The 23,970-nt window shown below is 61.7% G+C and carries 19 protein-coding genes; 5 read left to right on the forward strand and 14 right to left on the reverse strand.

Annotated elements, in window-relative coordinates; all coding sequences use genetic code 11:
- Positions 1-144: 144 nt before the first annotated feature.
- On the forward strand, positions 145-762 hold the full coding sequence (locus A7X77_RS20525; protein ID WP_064684679.1) for a flavodoxin family protein: 618 nt from the start codon (positions 145-147) through the stop codon (positions 760-762).
- A gap of 501 nt (positions 763-1,263) precedes the next feature.
- Here A7X77_RS20525 and A7X77_RS20530 read toward each other — a convergent pair.
- From A7X77_RS20530 to A7X77_RS20545, 4 genes are read right to left on the reverse strand one after another with little or no spacing between them, the layout of a single operon-like run.
- Positions 1,264-2,037: an ABC transporter permease gene (locus tag A7X77_RS20530; RefSeq protein ID WP_064684680.1), complete on the reverse strand. Its 774-nt coding sequence runs from the start codon at positions 2,035-2,037 to the stop codon at positions 1,264-1,266.
- Positions 2,021-2,851: an ABC transporter ATP-binding protein gene (locus tag A7X77_RS20535; RefSeq protein WP_064684681.1), complete on the reverse strand. Its 831-nt coding sequence runs from the start codon at positions 2,849-2,851 to the stop codon at positions 2,021-2,023. The genes A7X77_RS20530 and A7X77_RS20535 overlap by 17 nt, the downstream gene beginning before the upstream one ends.
- Before the next feature lie 12 nt (positions 2,852-2,863).
- A complete protein-coding gene (locus A7X77_RS20540) occupies positions 2,864-3,865 on the reverse strand; it encodes an ABC transporter substrate-binding protein (protein ID WP_064684682.1) in 1,002 nt (333 codons plus the stop codon).
- A gap of 45 nt (positions 3,866-3,910) precedes the next feature.
- Complete coding sequence (locus A7X77_RS20545) at positions 3,911-4,993, reverse strand: 4-oxalomesaconate tautomerase (protein WP_064684683.1); 1,083 nt, start codon at positions 4,991-4,993, stop codon at positions 3,911-3,913.
- A 114-nt stretch (positions 4,994-5,107) separates the two neighbouring features.
- Here A7X77_RS20545 and A7X77_RS20550 point away from each other — a divergent pair, with 114 nt between their 5' ends.
- From A7X77_RS20550 to A7X77_RS20560, 3 genes are all read left to right on the forward strand, one after another.
- Positions 5,108-6,004, forward strand: coding sequence for a LysR family transcriptional regulator (locus A7X77_RS20550; protein ID WP_064684684.1), 897 nt, complete (start codon positions 5,108-5,110; stop codon positions 6,002-6,004).
- Positions 6,005-6,461: 457 nt separating this feature from the next.
- The gene (locus tag A7X77_RS20555; RefSeq protein ID WP_064684685.1) at positions 6,462-7,868 is read left to right on the forward strand and encodes an FAD/NAD(P)-binding protein; all 1,407 of its coding nucleotides are present in this window, start codon (positions 6,462-6,464) and stop codon (positions 7,866-7,868) included.
- Positions 7,869-7,937: 69 nt separating this feature from the next.
- A complete protein-coding gene (locus A7X77_RS20560) occupies positions 7,938-9,875 on the forward strand; it encodes a hybrid sensor histidine kinase/response regulator (RefSeq protein ID WP_064684686.1) in 1,938 nt (645 codons plus the stop codon).
- A gap of 54 nt (positions 9,876-9,929) precedes the next feature.
- Here the strand turns inward: A7X77_RS20560 and A7X77_RS20565 are convergent, their stop codons facing one another.
- The 6 genes from A7X77_RS20565 to cyoA all read right to left on the reverse strand — a co-directional run bounded on the left by A7X77_RS20565 (position 9,930) and on the right by cyoA (position 16,247).
- Positions 9,930-11,105, reverse strand: a complete 1,176-nt coding sequence (locus A7X77_RS20565; RefSeq protein ID WP_064684687.1) for an acyltransferase family protein — start codon at positions 11,103-11,105, stop codon at positions 9,930-9,932.
- Between the two features lie 109 nt (positions 11,106-11,214).
- Positions 11,215-11,961, reverse strand: coding sequence for an SURF1 family protein (locus A7X77_RS20570; RefSeq protein ID WP_064684722.1), 747 nt, complete (start codon positions 11,959-11,961; stop codon positions 11,215-11,217).
- Positions 11,962-12,007: 46 nt separating this feature from the next.
- Complete coding sequence (gene cyoD, locus A7X77_RS20575; RefSeq protein ID WP_064684688.1) at positions 12,008-12,409, reverse strand: cytochrome o ubiquinol oxidase subunit IV; 402 nt, start codon at positions 12,407-12,409, stop codon at positions 12,008-12,010.
- Complete coding sequence (gene cyoC, locus A7X77_RS20580; RefSeq protein ID WP_064684689.1) at positions 12,406-13,026, reverse strand: cytochrome o ubiquinol oxidase subunit III; 621 nt, start codon at positions 13,024-13,026, stop codon at positions 12,406-12,408. Before cyoC ends, cyoD begins: the two co-directional genes overlap by 4 nt.
- A 5-nt stretch (positions 13,027-13,031) precedes the next feature.
- Positions 13,032-15,035, reverse strand: a complete 2,004-nt coding sequence (gene cyoB, locus A7X77_RS20585; RefSeq protein ID WP_064684690.1) for a cytochrome o ubiquinol oxidase subunit I — start codon at positions 15,033-15,035, stop codon at positions 13,032-13,034.
- Positions 15,036-15,077: 42 nt separating this feature from the next.
- Complete coding sequence (gene cyoA / locus A7X77_RS20590) at positions 15,078-16,247, reverse strand: ubiquinol oxidase subunit II (protein WP_064684691.1); 1,170 nt, start codon at positions 16,245-16,247, stop codon at positions 15,078-15,080.
- 375 nt (positions 16,248-16,622) lie between these two features.
- On the opposite strand from cyoA, the gene A7X77_RS20595 reads away from it, so the two are divergent.
- The gene (locus A7X77_RS20595) at positions 16,623-17,954 is read left to right on the forward strand and encodes an MFS transporter (RefSeq protein ID WP_040141405.1); all 1,332 of its coding nucleotides are present in this window, start codon (positions 16,623-16,625) and stop codon (positions 17,952-17,954) included.
- Positions 17,955-18,110: 156 nt separating this feature from the next.
- Here the strand turns inward: A7X77_RS20595 and A7X77_RS20600 are convergent, their stop codons facing one another.
- From A7X77_RS20600 to A7X77_RS20615, 4 genes are all read right to left on the reverse strand, one after another.
- Positions 18,111-18,578, reverse strand: coding sequence for a cyclic nucleotide-binding domain-containing protein (locus tag A7X77_RS20600; RefSeq protein ID WP_004679746.1), 468 nt, complete (start codon positions 18,576-18,578; stop codon positions 18,111-18,113).
- A 100-nt stretch (positions 18,579-18,678) separates the two neighbouring features.
- Complete coding sequence (locus tag A7X77_RS20605) at positions 18,679-21,393, reverse strand: ABC transporter ATP-binding protein (protein ID WP_064684692.1); 2,715 nt, start codon at positions 21,391-21,393, stop codon at positions 18,679-18,681.
- A gap of 181 nt (positions 21,394-21,574) precedes the next feature.
- Entirely contained in the window at positions 21,575-22,720 is a 1,146-nt protein-coding gene (locus A7X77_RS20610) for a glycosyltransferase family protein (protein ID WP_064684723.1), read from the reverse strand.
- On the reverse strand, positions 22,717-23,964 hold the full coding sequence (locus A7X77_RS20615) for a glycosyltransferase family 4 protein (RefSeq protein WP_064684693.1): 1,248 nt from the start codon (positions 23,962-23,964) through the stop codon (positions 22,717-22,719). Before A7X77_RS20615 ends, A7X77_RS20610 begins: the two co-directional genes overlap by 4 nt.
- Positions 23,965-23,970: the final 6 nt, after the last annotated feature.

Below are 23,970 nucleotides of genomic sequence, written 5' to 3' on the forward strand. Positions count from 1 at the left end.
CGATTCCATTTGGCGGTTCAAGTAAAGAATTCACCAACTGGTTATTTTTGCGTGAGGCCGCCTCGCCTCGGCCGCGGGAACAATCGGCGCGCGGGTGGGTTGCAGCAGCCAGACCCATCAGGCACCCGTTACCGGAGAGATACGATGCCGCTGAAAGCCCTTGCTCTCAACGCCACGCTGAAGTCCAGTGACGCCAAGGACCCGTCGTCGACCGACCGGATGATCGCTCTCATCGACAAGGCGTTGTCCGAATATGACGTTGTGACCGAAGTGGTTCGACTTGCCGATTTCAACGTCAAGCCGGGCGTCACGTCGGATGAAGGCGCCGGCGACGACTGGCCGGATATCCGTGCAAAACTATTGGACGCCGATATCCTGCTGCTGGCGACGCCGATCTGGCTCGGCCAGCCGTCCAGCGTCTGCAAGCGGGCGCTGGAGCGCATGGACGCCTTCCTTGAGGAAACGGACGACCAAGGCCGCATGGTTTCCTATGGCAGGGTCGCAGCCGTTGCCGTTGTCGGCAACGAGGATGGCGCCCATCACGTGTCGGCCGAACTCTACCAGGCGCTGAACGATGTCGGCTTCACCATTCCTGCCAATGCGGTCGCCTATTGGGTCGGGGAAGCGATGGGTTCCACCAATTTCGTTGATCTCGACAAGGTGCCGAAGGTCGTAACGAAGGCCGTCGACATGCTGGCGCGCAATACGGCGCATCTGGCCGGGCTGCTGAAGGCAAAGCAATATCCCGGTGAGAGCGCTTAAGACCAGAGCCTTTTCTGGTTAGATTGAAGCATTCTGTTGGCTCAAACGGAGTCGGATGGTCGACCGGCCGGCGCGTCGTAGCCTGGCTCTACGGCCAAGCCGGCCGGTCGATCAGCCGGCCCGTTTCAGCCAACCCTCCCGCAGATTTGCCTGGCAAATCTGCAAGACTTGAAAATCGCCGGACGCACTGATCGCATCGCCACGGCGAAGCGGTGCGGCCGGTAGGCCGGGCATCTCTAGCCAGGATCAGAGGCGATCGGCTCGGGCGTACCTGGGGTATGCCCATCGCCAATCGACTCTGCCCTGACGAAAACCTGCTCCGGCTGAATGCTTCAATCTAACCAGGATAGGCTCTAAGTCACTGAGTGCTGCCTCGTCGACGAGATAACCGCCCGGATTCTCGTTGCGACCGAATGCACAATCGCTCGGAACGCTTGCGCGCTCCCTCTTTGGGAAGGGAGCGCGCGTGTTAGCATTTGTTTGAGTTGTCGCTAATGATCGTCACGCCGGCCGTTCGGAGGCACTTGATCGCCACTTGATGAGGCGCTTCTCGGCGATGTCCAGAATGCTGTCGATAATCAAGACAAAGATCGCGAGGATCAGGATGCCGGCGAAGACGCCGACCGCATCGAAATTGCCTTCGGCCTGAGCGATCAGATAGCCGAGCCCGGCAGAGGAGCCGAGATATTCGCCAATGATCGCGCCCACAACAGCGAAGCCGACCGAAGTGCGCAACGACGACAGAATCCAGCTTGCCGCTGCCGGGAAATAGACGTGGCGAAGCAGGTCCCTCCGATTGCCTCCCAGAATGCGGGCGTTCGACAATACCACCGGGTTGACTTCGCGCACGCCCTGCATCGCGTTGAAGAAGGTGACGAAGAACACCAGCGTCACGGCGAGCGCCACCTTGGACCACAGCCCAAGGCCGAGCCAAAGCACGAAGATCGGCGCGAGCACGACGCGAGGAATTGCGTTCAGCCCCTTGATGAAGGGGTCCAGAATGCGCGCGGCCGAACGGCTGAGGCCGAGCCACACGCCTGCTGCCACGCCAAGTGCCGTTCCAACGAGGTAGCCGAGTACGGTTTCCGTGAGGGTGATGGCCACATGGCTGTAGAAGCTGACATCCGCTATCCAAGATATAACCTGGTCGAAGATGTCGATCGGAGCCGGGAAAAAGAAGACGTCAATGACGCCGGCCGCGACACCGAGCTGCCAGCCTCCGACAATTGCCACGAGCAGCGCGATTTGAATGAGGCGTTCAGTCATGACGTTCATAGCTTTTCTCCACTTCGCCGCGCAGCGATGCCCAGATGTTGCGATAGAGATCCATGAAGCGCGGATCGAGCTTGATTTCAGCGACATCACGCGGCCGCTCGAGATTAACGGGGAAGCTGTCGATCACGCGTGAGCGCGGTCCCGCGGCAAGCACGACCACCCGATCGCCGAGAGCGATCGCCTCCTCGAGGTCGTGCGTTATCATCACCACTGCGCGCCGTTCCTCCTGCCAAAGCCTCAACAGCTCGTTCTGCATCAGGTGGCGGGTATGGATATCGAGCGCTGAGAAGGGCTCGTCCATCAGGATAACTTTGGGGCCGGTGATCAGCGCCTGCGCCATCTGCACGCGCTTGCGCTGACCGCCGGAAAGCTGGTGCGGATAGCGATGCTCGAACCCTTTGAGCCCGACTTTCGCAAGCCATCTCACCGCCTCCTCGCGACGGTCGGCGGCGCCGATACCTTTGAACATGGGACCAAGTTCAACGTTCTCGATCGCCGTCTTCCAAGGAAGCAACGCATCCTGTTGAAACAGATAGCCGATGTTGTTCTGGACCCCGCGCACCGGCTGACCATCGATGGAAACAGTCCCGCTGGCAGGCTTCAGAAGGCCGGCAATCGCGTTAAGGATGGTGCTTTTGCCGCATCCGGTAGGTCCAACAATGGCCAGGAACTCGCCATCGGAGACGCTCAGATTGACGTCCTCCACAGCCACATAAGCACCGAAGGACATTGTTACCGAGTCGATGGAAACCATCGGCTTTGCTTGACCGGGATGGGTCGTCGGTGGTGCGGGTTTCACTACGGCCAATTCCATGACCTCCTCCTGTCAGTTGGCAGCGGCGTTCGGGACCTTGTCGACGAACTCGTTCGTGTAAGTTTTCGAGAGGTCGATTTCGGCCGCGGCGACTTTGTCGTTGAAGCTCTTCAGGACGGCGAGCGGAATTTTGATATCGTCCTCGTTGATGCGCCCGTCCTTAGAGAAGATCGCCTTCGCGTTCTCGACCGCCTTGACGTAGGTGGCGCGATCGCCGGAAATGAACTCCTTCGGAAGCTTTTCTACGATTTCTTCCGCGGAGTGGCTATTCATCCATTCGAGCGCTTTGACGGTCGCATTGGTGACCTTCTGGATTGTCTCGGGATTTTCCTCGATATAACTCTGTGTGGCATAGAGGACGGAGGTTGGGTAAATCCCGCCATAGATCGCGCTGGCACCGTCGTCGCTGCGCCCATCGATCAGGATTTTGCCGACACCCTTGGCTTCGATGAAGGTCGCAGCCGGATCGTAGTTGACGAGCAGGTCGACCTTCTTCTGTTCGAGTGCTGCGACGGCGGCCGATCCGGAGCCGACGCCAATCAGCGAGATGTCGTCTGCGGACAAGCCGTGGCGCTGCAGATAATAACGGACGAAGAAATCAGAAGACGAACCCGGCGAGGTAATCCCGATTTTTGCACCTTTGATCGTTTCCGGTTTGGCCGGGTCGAATTTGCTATCCTTGCCGCCGGCCAGCACGAGCCCGGAATTGCGGGCAAGCTGCACGAAGGCGACGACGGCCTTCTTCTGAGATTGCATCTGGATCGTATGGTCGTAGAAGCCGACGGCAATGTCGGTCGAGCCGGCAACAAGCGCCTGAAGCGTCTTCGATCCGCCCGATGCGAAATTTTCAACTGTCACCTCCAGCCCTTCCTTTTCATAAAGGCCGAGTCCCTGGGCGACCGGAAAGGGAAGGTTGTTGAGGTTGTAAGAGCCGACGCTGATGCGGACCGGGTCGGCGAGTGCAGAACCGGCAAACACGACGGTTGCCGCGAGGGCGAGCATGAGCTTGCGCATGGTATTTTCCTCCTGTTGGTGGCGCCCTCCCGGCGGCCACGGTTATTATGCCGCGCAACCCAGTTGAGCGACAGGTTTTGCGAAGACTTGTCCTTCGAACAGCCGGCGGGCGGTGCGAAGGATTCCGGCGACGACCTTGCCGTCCCTCTCATACAGCTTGACGTCCAGGTGGCCGCTGGGGTGCTCTATGGAAAGCATGACCGGGGGCGTACGCCCGCCGATCAGAAGCGAAGCAACCGTTTCATGGCTGATACAGGCCGTGGCGATGCCGACGGCGCCCGTGGTTGCAAGCGACGGGTGACATTGATGGGGCATGAAATACCGTACGCTGATGTCGCCTCCCGACCTTGGCCGGGAAATGAGCACTGGCTTCGGCGTTACCTGGTTGCGCACGTCTCCGAGGCCCATCCGTTCGCCTGCAGCGATGCGCAGTTCTTCCAGCCGCCCCAGCAATGTTCGATCAGCATTGAGTTCAGCCGCTGACTCGAAGCCACTTGCGCCGATCGAACCTGCCTCGATCAACATCATCGGCATTGCACAGTCGATGCAGGTGACGGCCACACCATCAATCAGGTCGACAGGCTTGCCAGTGGGAAAGAGCTGCCCGGTCCGAGCCCCGGCTGCGTCCATGAAGCTCAGTGCAATCGGCGCTGCACGTCCAGGCACGCCATCAATTGCAGCATCACCGAGATAGGAGACGCTGCCGTTTGGAGTGGGAACTTCGGCTTCGATCAGCTTCCTGGTATTGACGTTATGGATCCGGACGAGCGTCGTTTCTCCACGAACCTGGACAAGCCCAGCTTCGATGGCGAAGGGGCCGACCGCAGCCAGCATGTTGCCGCAGTTCGGGGAAGTGTCGACAATCTGTTGATCGACCCGCACCTGGGCAAAGAGATAATCAACGTCGGCGCCGGGAATGCTGGCGGGTCCGACGATGGCTACCTTGCTTGTAACCGGGTTGCCGCCACCGATGCCGTCTATCTGCAACGGATGACCTGAGCCCATGACGGAGAGGAGAATCTCGTCACGCTGACCGGCAGCTGCGGGAAGATCGCCTGCCAGGAAGAACGGGCCTTTCGAGGTGCCGCCTCTCATCAGTACGCAAGGGATCGCCAACAGGTCGTTCATTGCTTGTGCTTCCATCGGAATTATGTCATCGCCGTATCAATCGGCGCGCTTTGATCCAATTATCGGAAGATGCGTTTATTTGTGAAATGCTAAGAATCGGAGGATTGATGCAAAATGAGCATTAATTGTGAGATCCTTGACCTTCGGGCCTTCATGAGCGTCGTGGAGTTGGAGAGCTTTCATCGCGCCGCCGACGCCCTGCATCTGTCACAGCCCGCGTTGAGTCGCCGCATTCAAAAACTCGAGCAGGTTATCGGAGCGCCGCTCTTGGAGCGGACAACCAGGCATGTGTCGGCGACGGCTCTCGGTACAGAACTCGTGCCCCTAGTGCGACGCATGCTGGAGGAGTTCGATGGCTCTCTCTTTGCTGTCCGCGACGTTGGAGCCAACCGCGGCGGATTGGTGACGATTGCATGTCTTCCAACCGCTGCATTCTACTTCCTGCCTACGGTCATCCGCCAGTTCAACGAAGAATATCCGAACATCCGCTTTCGTATCCTCGATCTGCCTGCCACTGATGGTCTTCGATCCGTGGCAAGTGGGGAGGTGGAGTTCGGCATAAACATCATGGGCACGTCCGACCCCGACCTCACCTTTGAGCGTCTCGCGGAAGATCCATTCGTGCTTGCTGCGCGAAAGGACCATCCTCTTGCCGCAAAACAATGGGTCGAATGGGCGGAACTAGAGCCTTATCACTTGATTACGGTTCATCGGTCGAGCGGCAACAGGACGCTGCTCGACGCGGCACTGGCAAAATCAAACATCAAACTTCGCTGGTTTTACGAAGTAACGCATCTGTCTACCTCCCTCGGTTTGGTGGAGGCTGGCCTTGGGATTTCGGTGCTGCCACGAATGGCAACACCGCGAGATGACCATCCGTTCCTGATCACCCGCCCCATCCGCAATCCTGATATCTCCCGTACAATCGGCGTGGTTCGACGTCGCGGCGGCACCTTGTCGCCGGCGGCAGAACGGTTTCTTGAGATGTTGATAGGTGTATGGGGAACGTAATTGAAAGGCGCCGCGACGAGAGTTCGAGGAATGGATCAAATGTTGGTCCCATTGAAAATACCCTACGAGGGAGAGCAGAGGCGGCCAGCCAGTGATCCGCAATCCGGCCAGTCCGTTGAAGGCGAGGCGGTCAGGCCAAGGCGGCTGCCGAGAGGTGGCCACTGCGGCGCAAGCCTGTTTTGTTGGAAAAATATCCTTATTTTTAAATGGCTTAAGCTTCGCGTCCAATAAATCCCTTGCCACTGGCGATTTTTGGCGCTTTCATACACGACTAGTTTGATAGACTATCGTCGGCCTGCTTTGCCCGCCGATGTTGCTTGAGGGCCGTTTATACGGACCCGATCTGCGGCGGAAGTTTGCGAATGGCCGCATGACCCTCATCAACGCGTGATCCGGTGTTCATGCGTTGAAACCTCGATCGACCCCAGGGTGCTGATGAAGCCGCAAAGGAGTTGCGATGACGGTTCAGGGACTTTTCTCCGGAAGGGCCAATGCGGCGGCGAAGATATCAGCCGTTCCGCGCATTGCGATCGTCGGGCGCGGCTTCTCCGGCATGATGACGGCCATCGCGCTGATGAGGACGGTGCGCGCACCCTTCCACCTGCAGCTGTTCGATCCGAATTCCTCGGTCAGCGGCGGCCAGGCGCTCGCCTCTGCCCGTGCCTCGACGATCCTCAATACCCGCGTTCGCGATCTCTCGGTCTCGGTCGGCGACAGCGACGATTTCAACCACTGGCTCTGTAGCAACGCCGCCTTCCGCGCCGCCGTGCCGGCCGCCATTCCAGGTTTCCGGCAGATCTTCGTGCCGAAGGAAATCTTCAGCGATTACGTCTACCAGCGCTTTTCCGAAGCGCTGGCGGCGCGCCGGGACATCACCGTTCAGGTCTGCAACGATCCTGTCGTGGCGATCCGCCGCAGCCACGGCAACCGCTTCCTGCTCGAAAGCACCAATCCGGCCAATCCGCTGTTCGATACGGTGATCCTCGCCACCGGCTATGGCCTCAGCGATCCGCATGCCGGGGAGCCGGATGTTTCGCCGGTCCGCGCCCAGCGCCTCGTCGCGCGGCCACATGCGGTGCTGCTCGGCAGCGGCATCCGCGTCGTCGACCAATTGCTGCAGCTGCGCGATTCCGGCTACGCCGGCCAGGTGACGATCCTTTCCCGGCACGCCTTCCTGCCGCAGAGCCATACGCCAAACGCCGCCGATCCGGTCTTTCCGGCCGAAGCGCTGCCCGAGAGCCTGCCCGAGATCGTGCGCTTCATCCGCCAGGCCTGTCGCGAGGCGGAGGAAGAGGGCCGAAGCTGGCAATCGGTAATGAACGGCCTGCGGAAACACGCGCGCTCGCTTTGGCGCTCGCTGCCGGCCCGCGACAAGCATCAGTTCAATCGGCATTTGCGAGCGATCTACGACAGCCATCGCAACCGCCTGCCGGAGGCCATGCACCTGCGCCTGCAACGCGAGCTTGCCGAAGGCCGCACCGTGCTGCGCCGCGGCCGGGCCGGCCGCCGGGGCCTCAGCGGCCTGTTCTTCACGCCGGCCGGTTCCTCGGCCGAAGAGGTGATCCATGCGGAGCGCATCATCGATTGCCGCTGCCAAGCGCCGGATCTCTCGGTGCCGCTGATGCAAAGTCTGTTTTCCGCCGGCCTCGCCATGCCGGACGAGCTCTCGCTCGGGCTGGCGGTCACTGCGCGGGGCGAGCCCTACCTGGAGGACGGTTCGACGGTTGCCGGGCTCTTTGCCGTCGGTCCGCTCGGCCTCGGCAGCCTGCCCGATATCGACCTCGTGCCCGAGATCGTCTCGCAGGCCTATGCTGCAGCCGAGCGGATTGGCGAGCATTTCTATCCGCAAGTCAAGGCGGTTTGAAAAAGTGTGATCTTTTCGGAACCATCTGCGCCCCGTCGCGTTAAAAGCGCTGGTGACCGAGAGGGGCAGATGGAAGTGCTGGATCGACATGATACGTCTCTTCACGAAGAGGGGCGCTTTCGTCTTCTGGTCGATGCCATCACCGACTACGCCATCTACATGCTGAGCCCCGAAGGCATCGTCACCAGCTGGAATACCGGCGCTCAGCGCTTCAAGGGCTACAACCCTTCGGAAATTCTCGGCGAGCATTTTTCCCGTTTTTATGTCGAAGAGGATCGCGCGGCCGGAAATCCCGAGCGCGCACTTGCCACGGCCCTCGAGCAGGGACGGTTCGAGGGGGAGGGCTGGCGCCAGCGCAAGGACGGCAGCCGCTTCTGGGCGCATGTCGTCATCGATCCGATTCGCCGCCCCTCCGGCGAGCTCATCGGCTTTGCCAAGATCACCCGCGATCTGACCGAACGCAGGGCAGCCGAAAACGCCATCCGTCAGAGCGAGGAACAGTTCCGCCGGCTCATCCAGGGCGTCTCGGACTACGCGATCTACATGCTCGATCCGAATGGCAATGTCAGCAGCTGGAATTCCGGCGCCGAACGGATCAAGGGCTATCGGCCGGATGAAATCATCGGTCGGCATTTCTCGACCTTCTATACGCCGGAGGACCGCGCCGCCGGCCTGCCGGAGACCGCGCTCCGCGTCGCCCGCACCGAAGGCCGGTTCGAGCGGGAAGGCTGGCGTGTCCGCAAGGACGGTACCCGCTTCTGGGCCAGCATCGTCGTCGACGTCATCCGCGGCGATGACGGCGACGTGCTCGGTTTTGCCAAGATCACCCGCGATATCACCGAGAAGATGGAGACGCAGCGCGCGCTGGAGCAGGCGCGCGAAGAGCTTTTCCAGTCGCAGAAGATGGAGGCGATCGGTCAGCTGACCGGCGGTATCGCCCATGATTTCAACAATCTGCTGATGGCCGTGCTCGGCAGCCTGGAGATCCTGAAGAAACGCATGCCGCAGGATCTGTCGCTGACGTCGTTGGTCGACAATGCCATGCAGGGCGCCCAGCGCGGTGCTGCCTTGACCCAGCGCATGCTGGCCTTCTCCCGCCGGCAGGAATTGCACATGGAGCCACTCGACGTCTCCGGCCTGGTGCGTGGCATGATGGATATTCTGAGCCGTTCGCTCGGCCCCCTCACCACGATCGAGACGTCTTATCCCGTCCGGCTGCCGACCATCCTTACCGATCCGAACCAGCTGGAGATGGCGATCCTCAACCTCGTCGTCAACGCCCGTGACGCCATGCCGGCCGGCGGCCGCATCGTGCTGCGCGCCTCCGAAGAATCGATCGCCGCCGGCAAGGGGCCGCTTTCGGCCGGCCGCTATGTCAGGATCGCGGTGATCGATGAAGGCGAGGGCATGGATGCGAAGACGCTGGAGCAGGCTGTCACGCCGTTCTTCACCACCAAGGGTGTCGGCAAGGGCACTGGTCTCGGCCTTTCCATGGTGCAGGGTCTTGCAACACAATCCGGCGGCCGGCTGATGCTGCAGAGCAGCCCGGGCCAAGGGACGACGGCGGAATTGTGGTTCCCGGTCGTGACCGTCGAACAGAGGACCGCGGCGCCGGCCGACGTGCCGCAGCCGGACGACGATGCCCAGCGCCGGCTGCGCATCGTCGCCGTCGATGACGACGGCCTGGTCCTGATGAACACGACGCTGATGCTGGAGGATCTCGGCCACACCGTTTTTGAGGCGATGGCCGGTCCCGAGGCGCTCGACATCCTGCGCAAGGAGCCGGTCGACCTGGTCATCTGCGATCACGCCATGCCGCGCATGACCGGGGCGCAGCTCGCCGATGCGATCCGCAGCGAGTGGCCCGAGATGCCGATCATCCTCGCCACCGGTTACGCCGATCTGCCCGACGGCGCCGGCGCCGCCAATCTGCCCCGGCTCGGCAAACCCTTCTCGCAGGCGCAGCTCGCCGACGCGATCAGCCGGGTCGCTGCTCACGGCGCGTGACGGGCGGGCTTGATTCTGACGTGGGTCACTTCGGCACGTTCCGAGTGCCTGGCGCTATGCACGGAGCTTCTCGTCGCCATCATCCCTGATGATTGCGCTGTCGGCTGCTTCCCGAAGGTTACCCGTCGTGGCTGAAGCTGTGCCGCCGAGAAGACGCCTTTCGGTCTGTTGCAGATCAAGGATCGCCCGTTCGATCCCCTCGGCCGGAGTCTGGCGCGAGACCAGGCGCGACCGATGACGCTGCCACAAGGTCACGAGCAGGCGCCGGCTCGGGACTTCTATCGTTTCGTGCAGGAACCATGCTCCGCCGACCGCAACGAAAAGCGCTGCCGCAATCAGTGCCGGTTCAGGAAGCAGAGTTTCAAAAGTCCGGTGGACAAGGAACATGATCGGGACGTGGAAAAGATAGAGCGAGAAGCTGATCGTGCCGAAGAACCTTACGGGTGCAGCCGCCAGGACATGTGCTGCGATGGGTGGCTGCCACGCAACGAGCGCCACAATGACGGCTGCGGCGGCCGCGCTTTGCAAGCCCCAAAATTCAGGGGAGAAATTCGGCAAGACATGCCTGTACATGAAGAACGCCACCAGAAGGAGCAGCGTCAAAATCCCCGTGAAGGCCGATGGCCTCCATCTATTGCTGAAGGCATGCAGCGCGCCGGCAAGCGCGCCGAAAAGAAAGTAAGGGAGCTTGGAAACGAGCAGGATTCCCGGCCCCGGCAATTCAAGCAGACCATCGACGACGACGACCGCTGCGAAGCCGGCAATCAGGCCGCCATGGCGGTTCGGCCGAGCTAAGCAGAGCCACAGGATCGGAAAGAGGAGATAGAACTGAATCTCAGGGGGAATTGACCAGAAAACGCCGCTTGAGCCGAGAAGCAGGACATGGCGCACAAAGTCCGTGCCGCCGGTGATCGGCTGAACGAAGTTCAGACCTTGCATGCCGGACAGCATCGCCACGAGCAGTACGGCAACCAGATAGACCGGATAGATGCGGGCAAAGCGGCTCACCAGGAAATCCAGGACGTTTTCCCTGGTTACCGGCCGTGAACCGTAGAGATGGGCCATCAGAAAGCCGCTGAGGGCAAAAAACAGCCCGACGGCTTCGCTGCCCATGGTCGTTAAACGTTCGGCTGTGCTTGGAAAGACAAGGCCGATATGCGCTTGAACGACCAGCAGCGCGGCGATACCGCGCAGGCCATCGAGACTGGGGATGTAATCCGGCCGGTTCATGTGCAGCTTTTATATATTCGTTCAGGCAAGCAGTAGCGGACATCACTTTACATGATGTTAATCCGGTTGCGCTCAAGCGCGCAGCGCAACCCGGTTGGCGGAGCTCCTATTACGGGCGGCGACTCTCGCTGCGAAGGATGAACGCCAGCAAGGCCAGGGCCATCGCCGCCAGCCCGTACCAGGTGATCGCATAGACGAGATGGTTGTTGGGGAAATGGATGACCGTCAGGCCGCCGACGGGCAGACCGCCCGGATTGGCGGTCGCATCGGCATCGATGAAATAGGGTGCGACCGCATCGACGCCGCGCTTTTGAGCGATCGCCGCGACATCACGCGAATACCAGCGGTCGGCCCCAACGTCGTTGGATTGCAGCAGCGATCCCTTCGGCTCCGTCACCCGCATCAGACCGGTGATTTCGACCGGTCCCGGCAGCTGGCCTTCGCGGCGCGTGGCCGGGTCGCGCCTGTCGGTCGGCACGAAGCCGCGGTTGATGAGGATGGCAGTGCCGTCGGCAAGCATCAGCGGCGTCATCACCCAATAACCCGGGCCGAGCGCGGTCGAGGCATAGACCAGCGTCTCTTTGTCGTTGGCGAGCTTCCCGGCCACGTTCACCCGGCGATACTCGTCACCGGCATTGACCTTGTCCCAGTCGGCACGCGCCGGCGCGGGCGCTGCTGCGGCATGCACACGCTGGTCGACGCGGGCGATGAGGTCGCGCTTCCAGGCCAGCCGCTGCACCTGCCAAGTGCCGAGCCCGACTAGGGCTGCGGCAAGCAGTGCCAGACAGACGACAAAGAGCACCCGTTTTGCAGGCGAATGCCGTCTTTCCGCTTTTTCCGGGGAAGCCTCACTCATGGCAAGAATCGCTTCGGGCGGCGGTGCCGCCGCCCTTTCCATACCGTCACGGCATGTTCTTCATCATCTCGGGGCTCATCGGCATCATGTTGGTGTTGAGATGATGCATGACCCAAAGCGAGCCGGAGAGCGCGATGGCGACGATGATGATGGTGAAGATCAGCGCCATCATCGTCCAGCCGCCTTCGCTGCGCGGGTTCATATGCAGGAAGAAGACCATATGGACGACGATCTGGACGGCGCCGATGGCCATCACCAGCACCGCCGTCACCGCCGGGCTTTCGAAGACGCCGGCCATGACCAGCCAGAAGGGAATGGCGGTCAGGATGACGGAGAGCGCAAAGCCGGTCATGTAGCTGCGGAAGGTGCCGTGGCCGGCCTGATGACCGTGGCTGTGGCCGTGATGCGCCTCGTGCGCATCCTCATGGGCGGGTGCTTGCGAACTCATCCGAGAACTCCCAAGAGATAGACGAAGGAAAAGACGCCGATCCAGACGACGTCGAGGAAGTGCCAGAACATCGACAGGCACATCAGCCGGCGGCGGTTGGCCTCGATCAGGCCGTGCATCGACACCTGCACCATCAGCGTGATCAGCCAGACGATGCCGAAGGTGACGTGCAGTCCGTGCGTTCCGACCAGCGTGAAGAAGGAGGAGAGGAAGGCGCTGCGCGTCGGCCCGGCGCCTTCGTGGATCAGGTGGATGAACTCGTAGAGTTCGAGCCCGATGAAGGCGGCGCCGAACAGGCCGGTGACGGCGAGCCAGAACAGCGTTTCCGCCTTGGCGTTGCGCTCCATCTGCAGCATCGCGAAGCCATAGGTGATCGACGACAACAGCAGCATCGATGTGTTGAGGGCAACGATCGGCAGATCGAAGAGATCGGCCGGCGACGGCCCGGCAGCATAATTGCGGCCGAGCACGCCATGCGTTGCAAACAGCACCGCGAAGATCAGGCAGTCGCTCATCAGATAGAGCCAGAAGCCGAGATTGGTGCTGTTCTCCGGATGATGATCTTCGGTTAGGTAGAACTCTGGCTTTTCGGCCGTGTCGACGGTGTGATCGCTCATGGTCGTTACACCTGCTCGGCAAGCAGCGTGGTGCGCTTGCCTTCTGTTTCGGTCACCTTGTCGGCGGGAATGTAGAAGTCGCGTTTGTAATTGAACGTATGGCCGATAGCCACGACGAGCAGCGCGACGGCGGAGACGACGACCAGCCACCACATATACCAGATCAGGCCGAAGGCGAGTGCGACGCTGATAGCCGAGAGGATGGCGCCGGCGCCGGTATTCTTTGGCATGTGGATCGGCTTGAAGCCGCCGAGCGGACGCTCGTAGCCGCGCCTCTTCATGTCGTACCAGCTGTCATGGTCGTGAACCACGGGCGTGAAGGCGAAGTTGTAGTCCGGCGGCGGCGAAGCGGTCGACCATTCCAGCGTACGGCCGTCCCAGGGATCGCCGCTATCGTCGCGCAATTCCTCGCGCTTCATGAAGCTGACGACGATCTGGATCAGGAAGGCGGCGATACCGAGCGCGATCAGGCCGACGCCAAAGGCGGCGATGATGAACCAGATCTGCAGCGACGGGTCCTCGAACTGGCTCATGCGCCGCGTAACACCCATAAGGCCGAGCACATAGAGCGGCATGAAGGCGAACCAGAAGCCGATCTGCCAGAACCAGAAGCTCATCTTGCCCCAGAAGGGATCGAGCTTGAAGCCGAAGGCCTTCGGGAACCAGTAGTTCACGCCGGCGAACATGCCGAAGAGGACGCCGCCTATGATGACGTTGTGGAAGTGGGCGATGAGGAACAGCGAATTGTGCAGCACGAAGTCGGCCGGCGGCACGGCGAGCATGACGCCGGTCATGCCGCCGATGACGAAGGTCACCATGAAGCCGACCGTCCACAGCATCGGCACCTCGTAGCGGATACGGCCGCGATACATGGTGAAGAGCCAGTTGAAGATCTTCGCCCCTGTCGGGATCGAGATGATCATCGTGGTAATGCCGAAGAAGGAATTGACGGATGCACCCGAGCCCATGGTGAAGAAGTGGTGCAGCCAGACAATGTAGGACAGGATCATGATCACGCAGGTGGCGTAGACCATCGAAGCGTAACCGAACAGGCGTTTTCCTGAGAAGGTAGCGACGACTTCCGAGAAGATGCCGAAGGCAGGCAGCACGAGGATGTAGACCTCCGGATGGCCCCAGATCCAGATGAGGTTGATGTACATCATCGGGTTGCCGCCGAGGTCGTTGGTGAAGAAGTTCGCCCCGGCGTAGCGGTCGAGCGACAACAGGACGAGCGTTGCCGTCAGGATCGGGAAGGAGGCGACGATCAGCACGTTGGTGCAGAGCGCCGTCCAGGTGAAGACAGGCATCTTCATGAAGGTCATGCCCGGCGCGCGCATCTTGACGATGGTGGCGATCAGGTTGATGCCCGAGAGCGTCGTTCCGACACCGGCCACCTGCAGGCCCCAGATATAATAGTCGACGCCGACGCCCGGACTGTAGGCTGCGCCCGACAGCGGCGGGTAGGCGAGCCAGCCGGTCTGGGCGAACTCGCCGATGAACAGCGACAGCATGATGATGATCGCGCCGGCGGTGGTCATCCAGAAGGAGAAGTTGTTGAGGAAGGGGAATGACACGTCGCGCGCGCCGATCTGCAACGGCACCACGAAGTTCATCAGGCCTGTGACGAAGGGCATCGCCACGAAGAAGATCATGATGACGCCGTGGGCGGTGAAGATCTGGTCGTAATGGTGCGGCGGCAGGTAGCCTTCCGACCCGTTGAAGGCGATCGCCTGCTGGATGCGCATCAGGATCGCGTCGGAAAAGCCGCGCAACAGCATGATGACCGCCAGGATCACATACATGATGCCGATCTTCTTGTGATCGACGCTGCAGATCCAGTCGTGCCAGAGCGGGCCCCAGAACCTGAAATAGGTGATGGCGCCGAGCACCGCGAGACCGCCGATGACGACGCCGATGAAGGTCACGACCAGGATCGGGTCGTGATAGGGGATGGCATCGAGGGTCAACCGGCCGAAGACGAACTTCAGGAGGTCAGGATTGGAAAACATGGAACAACCCGTTCATTATGTCTTGCGACGCAAAGCGCCAGGTTAATTGTTGTTGTTGAGCTGCGCCGGCGCCGGATCGGTGCCGTTGCCCGTGGCGGGCATGGAATGGCCTTCATGCTGCATGCCGGGCATGCCGGGCATGTCGTGCTGCATGCTGCTGCCACCGGAATTGCGCGGCGGCTCGGCCCTTGCCGGAACGCCCGTCGCCGGCACGGTTGCGCCCGGCGCCACGACGCCTTCGCCGGCATGGCGATTGTCGTATTGCAGCTTCTCGCGGTTCTCAGCACTTTCCTTTCCGCCGCCGCCCATCATGTCGATATGCATCATCTCGTTCATGCACATCTTGCCCGGCGTGGCGCACATGTTGAGGATGGCGGCGTAGAGATCGCCATCGGCGCCGGCATAATAACGCACCGGCTCCTTCTCGCTCGGCTTCTCAAGCTTCAGATAGGTGTCGCGGTTGAGCATAGTTCCCTGTTGCTTGACCTTGGCCACCCAGGCATCGAAGCCTTCGCGATTGAGCCCGTGGAATTTGAACCGCATGTGCGAGAAGCCGGCGCCGCTGTAATTGGCCGAGAAGCCCTCATACTCGCCTTCCTTGTTGATGACGGCGTGCAGCTTCGTCTCCATGCCGGGCATGGCGTAGATCTGGCCGGCAAGGGCTGGGATGTAGAAGGAGTTCATCACCGAGGAAGCGGTGATCTTGAAATTGATCGGTTGATCCACCGGCGCGGCCATCTCGTTGACGGTGGCGATGCCGAGTTCGGGATAGAAGAACAGCCACTTCCAGTCGAGCGCCACGACTTCAACGGTCAGCGGCTTGGTATCGGCCGGAATGGCGCGCTCGGCATCGAGGCGGTCGAGCGGGCGGTAGGGATCGAGCTTGTGCGTGGAAATCCAGGTGACGGCGCCGAGCGCTATGATGATCGCCAGGGGTGCAGCCCAGATGACGATTTCGAGGCGGGTCGAATGATGCCATTCCGGCGCGTAGGTCGCGGCCGTGTTGGAGCGGCGGTAGCGCCAGGCGAACAGCAGCGTCAGGAAGATCACTGGAACGATGATCAGAAGCATCAGCACCGTCGAGACGACGATCAGATCGCGCTGTTGCGCGGCGATGTCGCCGGAGGGCGCCATGACCACCATGTTGCATCCTGCCAGGAAAAGCAGCGGCAAGACGGATAGAAGGCGGGAAAACTTCATGAGTTTTGGCACGTCTCTAAGCTCTTGTTGTTTCGTTTGGTCCGCGACTAAAGCACTGAACCGGATCGCGACATGAGGCGGAAGGTCGCAGTGCAGCAAACATGCCGCACTGCGGCAAAATCATCGGGCGCTAGTGCTTTGAAATCCTGATGAGTTCAGAAGGATTTTAGGCGTGCGCGTGTTTTAGGCCAATATATCCACTACAGCCGGTCAGGCCAGCATTTGCAGGGGAAAATCTCCGTCCGGATCACGCAAATTTTTCGGTCCCGGCTTCATTTGGGCCGTGATGATGAACTATTTCAGTCTTACGGACTTGATAAGCCTGCAGGTTTGATCAAGATCACGCTTGGGGCGCCTTGCCGGAAGCGCCTTAACGAGGAGGCGTTTATGGCAACAACATCGCATTACGGACCGTCGTCGTCGTCGCTGGAACGCGACGCGCGGCGCATTCACGACGACAAGCCGGTGTCACCGGGCAGCATCGCCATCGGCGTGGTGATTGGCCGCATGTCGGAATTCTTCGATTTCTTCGTCTACGGCCTCGCTTCGGTCCTGGTCTTTCCGCAGCTCGTCTTTCCCTTCGCGCCCGACAGGCTGACCGGCACGCTCTATTCCTTCGCCATCTTCTCGCTCGCTTTCCTCGCCCGTCCCGTCGGCTCCGTCGTCTTCATGACCATCGACCGGATGTATGGGCGCGGCACCAAGCTGACGATCGCACTCTTCCTGCTCGGCGGCTCGACCGCCTCGATCGCCTTCCTGCCGGGTTACGAGGTGATCGGCGTCTGGTCGATCGCGCTCTTGGCGCTCTTCCGTCTCGGTCAGGGCTTTGCGCTCGGCGGTGCCTGGGACGGTCTGGCCTCGCTGCTGGCGCTCAACGCGCCGGCCAATCACCGCGGCTGGTATGCGATGATCCCGCAGCTCGGCGCGCCGATCGGCTTTGCCCTGGCAAGCACGCTGTTCGGCTATTTCGTCGCCAATCTTTCCAGCGAGGACTTTCTTTCCTGGGGCTGGCGTTATCCCTTCTTCGTCGCCTTCGCGATCAATGTCGTGGCGCTCTTTGCGCGGCTGCGCCTGGTGATGACCAAGGAATTCGGCACGCTGCTCGAACAGCACGAGCTGGAGGCAGCACCGATCCTCGAGGTGCTGCGCGTTCACGGCCGCGACATCCTGATCGGCGCCTTCGTGCCGCTCGCGAGCTTCGCCATGTTCCACCTCGTCACCATCTTCCCGCTCGGCTGGATGAGCCTTTACGGCAACCAGCCGATCGGCACCTTCATGGTCGTGCAGGTGGTCGGCGCCATGGTCGGCGTCGTCGCCATCATCGCCTCGGGCCTGATCGCCGACCGCATCGGCCGGCGCGCCCAGCTTGCCATCTGCGCCGTCATCATCGCCGTCTTCAGTTTTATCGGGCCGACCCTGATCGCATCGGGCAATAACGGTCACGACGCTTTCGTCATCATCGGCTTCGGCGTGCTCGGCCTGTCCTTCGGCCAAGCGACCGGTTCGATCTCCTCGCGCTTCGGCCGCGGCTATCGCTATACCGGTGCTGCCTTCACCTCGGACCTCGCCTGGCTGGTCGGCGCCGGCTTCGCACCGTTGGTGGCGCTCAGCCTCTCCAGCCGCTTCGGCCTGACCTTCGTCGGCTACTACCTGCTCTCCGGCGCCATCTGCACGCTGGCCGCACTCGCCTTCAGCAAGGCGCTGGAACAGCGCGAATAGGCGGGCTGCCGCTCGTGCGCGTGCCGAGACTTCTCCCCGTCAGAGCGGGGAGAAGGATATGAACTGGCGATTTTCTCGCAGCCATTCTTGCTGATCTATCGCACTGCGCCTTCTGCAGCCGCAATGCGATAACCGCTGAAATCTTGATCTGAAATTTTATTGTGCCATCTGCGGCTGCTTCGCCGCTCGCGCCGCCGTCAGTTCCGCGGTGGTGTGGTTCAGGCGGTCGGCGAGAACGCGCATGATTTCGACGGCCATTTCGGGGAAGTCGCTGAGCAGTTTTAGGAAGTGTTCCTTGCTGATGCGCAGCACTTCGAGCGGCGAGGTGGCGCGCACCGTTGCCGTGCGCGAGACGTCGCAGAGGATGGCGATTTCGCCGACGATGGAATTGAGCTCGACATCGGCGACCTTGATCTCGCCGGCCGGCGAGGAGACGATGATATCGGCGCTGCCGGAGAGAATGACATAGGCGGCGTCGCCGACATCACCCTGATGGAAGAGATCCTGGCCGGCCTTGTAAGTCATGCGGTCGGACGTGAAGGCCAAAAGCTTGAGCTTTGCTGGCGCAATCCTTGAAAAGATCGGCACCCGTCGCAGCATTTCGACTTCGTCTCTCAACAGCATGAGCGTTTCAATCCCCTGGGCGCAGGGTTCTTCGAACCAGGCGCCTTCAATTCCGAGCGTTCCCCCGGGGAACGCCCACCATCGCCGCTCCCATAGAATATTACGATAACAGTTCCTTGAACATACCGTTTTTCTCGGAAAGTTCCGGATAGTTCCCGGCTTCGGCCAAGCCGCCGCGGTCGAAGAGCAGGATCCGGTCGAACATCTCGGCGAGCCGCGCATTGGAAAGCACCCAGATGATCGCCGGCCGCTCGCCTTCCTTATGCAGGTCTTCGATGATGTTGCGGGTGATCTGGTCCTGGACGCGCTGATCGAGCGCCGACAGCGGCCGGTTGAAGATGAAATAGTCCGAACGCTTCAGCAGCGCGCGGGCAAGGTTCAGCTTCTGCCGCTGCACCATGGTCAACCGCTTGCCGCCCGAGCCGACGTCGAATTCCAGCCCGATCGACAGCACGTCGTCATAAAGGTCGAGCGCGTCGAAGAGTTCGCCCATGACGGCGCGGATACGGTCGGAGGCGTCGGCCTGCTGATAGGCGATGCGGCCGAACAGCACATTGTCCATCAGGCTGGCCGACGGGGTGAAACGCTCGGCGTCGTAACGCTCGATCAACTCGGCGAGATCATCCGGAATATGCGCGTGGAACTGTTTTCGGGCGCTGACGATCTTGTCCATCAGTTCGGTCGTCAACAGGCCGAAGCGGTGGCGCGGCTCGATATAGGCGAAACTCAGCCGGATGATCGCTGAGCGCTCCTCCGGCGTGGCGTCCTCGAAACGGCGGCTTTGCAGCTTCTGCAGCAGCGCCTGATAGGTCGGGATGTCGTCCGCCGTCATGAAGGTCAGCTGCTGGAAGAAAGGATGGTCCGGCGGCAGGTCATGGAAGAGCTCGACGGCGTTTTCGGCGATCTCGAGGCCCATGGCGTAGAGATCGGTGCTGAGGCCCGTCTCGCGGAAGAGCTGCTGGAAATAAGGGTGGGCAGCCAGCCTGCGGTTGGTCATCAGCGGCCGCTTCATCGTGCCGAAGAGCAGGTTTTCGCCGACCGTCGCCTGGGCGTTGTAGGCGTCGAAATCGAAAGGTACGACGATGCCGTCGAGCCCCTCGTCACGCAGCCGGTCCCGGAGCGAAGCGCGCAACGCGACGACATGGTCGCTGATGGCCACATGCACGTCGGTGTTGACGGTCGAGCGCAGCGCCAGATCGAGAATGTCCTGCGAGATAAGCACGGCGTCGAGCACCGGCCGGATCGCTTTCAGAAGGTCTTCCGGCCCACTGGCGCCGGCCGCCTGGTAATCCACCCAGTCGCTGTTGAGGTCGAGGGTCGGATTGCCGGCCTTCACCGCCTCGGCCGAATGCCATTTATATTCGAGCGCTTCCTTCTCGTTGTAGACGGCATCGGTCATCGGCGCATGCTTGAGGCCGTAGAGCAGATTGCTGGCGAGCGAGCCGTGGAAGAAGAAGGTGTCGGCCGAGGCATAGGAGATGCGCCGGCCGGTGATCGATTCCGGCAGCTCCAGCAGGTCGCGCCCATCGATGGTGATGCGGCCGGAATCCGGCCAGATCATGCGGCCGAGTGCTTCGGCGAAGGCTTCCGCGCCGCTGCCGTTCGGGCCGACGATCGCTACCGTCTCGTTCGGCTTGATTTCGACCGAGACGTGGTCGACGAGGCGGGCGCCGCTATCATCGGAAAGCGTCAGGTTGGTGACGACGAGGGCGCTGGTCAGCGCGCCGACCGGGGCGGTGGCGAGTTCCTGGATCTGGCTGTCGATCAGCGGTTCGACGTTGAACTGTTCGTAGACCTGCTGGTATTTCACCTGCACGTCCTGGCGCATCTGGTCCCAGTCGATCAGTTCCTTCAGCGGCCCGGGCAGATCCTTGTAGGCGGATATGACGGCGACGAGCTGGCCGATGTCGAGACGGCCCTGCAATGCGAGATAACCGCCGATCGCGTAAAACAGGAAAGGCGTGACCTGGGCGAGGAAGTTGTTGATGAACTTCACCAGGAATTTCCACTGGTAAAGGTCGTAGCGGATCGAGAAGATGCGGCCGAGCCGCCAGGCAATATCGGCGCGTTCGAGGTTGGATGTGTCGTTGCCGTGGATCGTGCCGATGCCCTCGACGATTTCGCCGACGCGGCCGGAAAGCTCGCGCGCCGTCAGCTGCCGCTGGCGGCCGAGGTCCAAGAGGCGTTTCCTCATGCGGGGGATGACGACCGCCTGGACGCCGACGATGCCGGCGGCGATCATGCCGAGCCAGAAATTCTGCACGATGATGAAGGCAAGGGCGGTGATCGCCTGGCCGCCGAGAAGGGCGGGCGAAACGAAGGCATCGCCGGTGAAGCCGCCCATCGGCTCGACCTCGTCCTTGATCATCGTGGCGATCTCGGCCGATTTTACCCGCTTGAAATGAGCCGGTGGAAAACGCAGCACTCGGTCAATGAGCTCGAAGCGGATTCGCCGCAGCATGCGTTCGCCGAGCCGCCCCTTATAGGTGTTGATGTAGAATTTGAAGAGGCCGTTCAGCACCACCAGGGCCAGGAACACCAGGCTGAGGGCCATCAGCATCTGGAAGCGGTTGAGTTCTACGCCTTGAAAGAATTCGACATGGCCGATCAGCGGAATGTCGTAGGCGATATGCATGAATCTCTGAGTTGCCCCAGGGCCTTCGAACCCTTCGCCCTGAATCGGTCCATTGACGATCTGCTTCGGCAGATCGAAGGACAGGAAGTAGGGCACCATCGAAGCCGCGACGACGGCCAGGATCCACAGCTGCTGCAGCCGCGTGTTCTTCCAGATGTAGCGGGCGAGGCTCTTTTCCATGGCTAACCGTCAGCTTGCTGGGAAATTCCGAAGGCGCGATCCGGGCGCGGGACGGGAGGAATTGTTGAGAACAGGACCATGCAGCCGGACCGCCGATATCGCAATGAAAACAAGGCGAATGGAGCGGCTGCAGAAAGGCCGATTCTCGCCGGAACTTTGCTTATATCACAGGATTTTTGAATTAGGCGAGCGATTCGGCAATCATGGAGCGAATGATGGCGGCGGTCTTCTCGGCTCCGTCGAGATCGAGCATGGCCGTCCCGGGACGCGGTGCGGCGAGCGCCTTTTCGACGGCTTCCTTCACATGGCCCGGCGTCAGTCCCTCTTCTGGCAGGATATCGGCGAGGTCAAGTGCCTGCAGCCGTTCGGCGCGCACCGTCTGCTCGGTCTCGCCGCCGGCGACGAAGGGGATCAGGATTGCCCGGCATTGACTGCGCAGGAGGTCGCCGACCGTGTTGTAGCCGGCCTGCGAGATCGAGACCTTGGCGCCGCGCAGCAGCGAGGGAAAATCCTTGCGGAAGCGCACCAGCGTCACATTCGCGGGCGCATCCTGCGACAGCGCGGCGAAATCGGCCTCCGGCAGGTTCGGCCCTGCGATCAGCAGCCAGCGAAGGTCGGCTGGCAATAACGCCGCCGCCTCTTTCGCCGCGCCGATCAGCGCCGCGCCGACGGCGCCGCCGCCCGCCGAGGCGATGATGTCGAAGGTCTCATCCGGTTCCGGCGCCGGCGGGGCGGCGACGAGGCCGGTATAGCGTACCCTGTCGGCAATCTCTGCCGTCAGCGGGAAGGTGTCCTCGAGCCTGACGAAGCCGGGATCGCCGTGGACGAGCACGGCGTCGAAATGATCCCTGACCAGGGCTGCGGTTTCCGCGTCGCGGCCGGCCTTGCGGTTCTCCTGCAGGATGTCGCGTACCGAGCTCAGCAGCTTCGGCCGCGGTTCGGCTTTCTCGATCGCCGCGAGCAGGGGCAGCAGTTCGAAGCGCATCTGCCGCCGGCCGAAAGGGAAGGCTTCGATGATGACGACATCGGGCCTTGCCGCATGAAAGGTCTCGAGCAGCAGGTCGCGGCGGGCGTGGAGGAAATCCTCGCCCGCCGGCCGACCGTCGGCATCGGCGAGGCCGGAAAAGCCGGCATTGCCGGCAACCACCGCCGGCAGCGCCACGGTCTTGATGCCCTCTCCGGGAAAGCCCGGCACCGGCAAGCCTCCGGTCACGACAGTGACGTCGAAACCGTCCTTGACGAGCGCATTGGCGATGCGGCTGGCGCGGGCGATATGGCCGATGCCGAGCAGGTGCTGGACGTAGAAGAAGATACGCGGTGCCGTCATGACGCCTTCTGCCATTCGGCCTCGAACAGGCCGCTGAGCTGTCTGATGCTGGAGTGATAGTCGAAATCGTCGCGTACCCGCCTTTCGGCGGCGTCGCCGAGGCGCTTGCGCAGCGCCGGGTCGCGGATCGCCGCCTCCAGGGCTCTGGCCAACAGCGCCGGATCTTCCGGCGGCACGACGAGGCCGTTTTCGCCGTCCCTCAGAAGTTCCGGCACGCCGGAGACTTCGGTCGAAATGCAAACCAGCCGCTGGCTCGAGGCTTCCACAAGCACGTTCGGCAGGCCGTCGCGGTCGCCATTGGCGGCGATCCGGCAGGCGAGCGCGAAGAGGTCGGCGCGGCGATAGTGATCGAGCACGTCGTCCTGTGCCATGGCGCCCTTCCAGACGATGCGGTCGGAAAGGCCCAACTCGGCGGCGAGCGCCTTCAGCTTCGCCAGCGCCTCGCCGCCGCCGATATGCTCCATGCGCCAGTGCAGATCGGCGGGCAGCAGGGCGAGGGCGCGCAGCAGCACGTCATAGCCCTTCTTCTCGACGGCGCGGCCGACGCTCAGGATGAAGGCCGGATCGTTCGGATCATCGCCGGTCCGCCGCGAACGCTCGCCGGCAAAATGACCGAAACGGGCGAGGTCTAGACCGTGGTAACTCAAGTGCACGGCATCCTTGCGGGATGTCAGCGTGCGCATGTGCTCGTAGCCCGTCCGGGTGCAGGTGACCGTCCAGCGGGCGCTGTTCAGTTTCTCGGTGAGCTCCCAGTCGGGCGACGTCCATATGTCTTTGGCATGCGCCGAACAGCTCCAGGGCGTGCCCGTCAGGATGCTTGCATATTCCGTCACCGAGGCCGGCGTGTGGATGAAATGCGCATGCAGCCACTCGCCTCCATCAGGCCATTCGCGCCCCAGCACCAGCGCCTGGCCGAGGCGGCGGAAGCGGTTGCGCGAGAGGTCGCGTGGCAGATCGGCTAGAAAACGTTTGATCAGCGCCTTGAAGCCGGGTTTCGAGAAGCCGGCGATAAGGCCTTTCAGCACCCGGATCGGCTCCTCGTGCAGATATTCCGGCAGGTAGACTACGCGCGCCCTGATCTCGTCATGCACGGGATGGCGTTTCTTGTCGGTCGGCCGGCGCATCGAAATCAGCGTCAGGTCGAAGCCGGCCTTTTCGAGGCCGAGCAGCTCCTGGGCGATGAAGGTTTCTGAAAGGCGGGGATAGCCTTTCAGCACGACGAGAATCTTGCGGCGTGGCGGCAAGGCTTG

This window comes from Rhizobium bangladeshense (genome assembly GCF_001662075.1).
Taxonomy (GTDB): Bacteria; Pseudomonadota; Alphaproteobacteria; order Rhizobiales; family Rhizobiaceae; genus Rhizobium; species Rhizobium bangladeshense_B.

What these genes read in the sequence shown, in the direction of transcription:
- A7X77_RS20610 (WP_064684723.1), bottom strand. Translation starts at nt 22,720, where the DNA reads ATGACGGCACCGCGTATCTTCTTCTACGTCCAGCACCTGCTCGGCATC.
- A7X77_RS20550 (WP_064684684.1), top strand. Translation starts at nt 5,108, where the DNA reads ATGAGCATTAATTGTGAGATCCTTGACCTTCGGGCCTTCATGAGCGTC.
- A7X77_RS20530 (WP_064684680.1), bottom strand. Translation starts at nt 2,037, where the DNA reads ATGAACGTCATGACTGAACGCCTCATTCAAATCGCGCTGCTCGTGGCA.
- A7X77_RS20555 (WP_064684685.1), top strand. Translation starts at nt 6,462, where the DNA reads ATGACGGTTCAGGGACTTTTCTCCGGAAGGGCCAATGCGGCGGCGAAG.
- A7X77_RS20545 (WP_064684683.1), bottom strand. Translation starts at nt 4,993, where the DNA reads ATGAACGACCTGTTGGCGATCCCTTGCGTACTGATGAGAGGCGGCACC.
- A7X77_RS20570 (WP_064684722.1), bottom strand. Translation starts at nt 11,961, where the DNA reads ATGAGTGAGGCTTCCCCGGAAAAAGCGGAAAGACGGCATTCGCCTGCA.
- cyoC (WP_064684689.1), bottom strand. Translation starts at nt 13,026, where the DNA reads ATGAGCGATCACACCGTCGACACGGCCGAAAAGCCAGAGTTCTACCTA.
- A7X77_RS20595 (WP_040141405.1), top strand. Translation starts at nt 16,623, where the DNA reads ATGGCAACAACATCGCATTACGGACCGTCGTCGTCGTCGCTGGAACGC.
- A7X77_RS20605 (WP_064684692.1), bottom strand. Translation starts at nt 21,393, where the DNA reads ATGGAAAAGAGCCTCGCCCGCTACATCTGGAAGAACACGCGGCTGCAG.
- A7X77_RS20560 (WP_064684686.1), top strand. Translation starts at nt 7,938, where the DNA reads ATGGAAGTGCTGGATCGACATGATACGTCTCTTCACGAAGAGGGGCGC.
- cyoB (WP_064684690.1), bottom strand. Translation starts at nt 15,035, where the DNA reads ATGTTTTCCAATCCTGACCTCCTGAAGTTCGTCTTCGGCCGGTTGACC.
- A7X77_RS20600 (WP_004679746.1), bottom strand. Translation starts at nt 18,578, where the DNA reads ATGCTGTTGAGAGACGAAGTCGAAATGCTGCGACGGGTGCCGATCTTT.
- A7X77_RS20535 (WP_064684681.1), bottom strand. Translation starts at nt 2,851, where the DNA reads ATGGAATTGGCCGTAGTGAAACCCGCACCACCGACGACCCATCCCGGT.
- cyoD (WP_064684688.1), bottom strand. Translation starts at nt 12,409, where the DNA reads ATGAGTTCGCAAGCACCCGCCCATGAGGATGCGCACGAGGCGCATCAC.
- A7X77_RS20525 (WP_064684679.1), top strand. Translation starts at nt 145, where the DNA reads ATGCCGCTGAAAGCCCTTGCTCTCAACGCCACGCTGAAGTCCAGTGAC.
- A7X77_RS20565 (WP_064684687.1), bottom strand. Translation starts at nt 11,105, where the DNA reads ATGAACCGGCCGGATTACATCCCCAGTCTCGATGGCCTGCGCGGTATC.
- A7X77_RS20540 (WP_064684682.1), bottom strand. Translation starts at nt 3,865, where the DNA reads ATGCGCAAGCTCATGCTCGCCCTCGCGGCAACCGTCGTGTTTGCCGGT.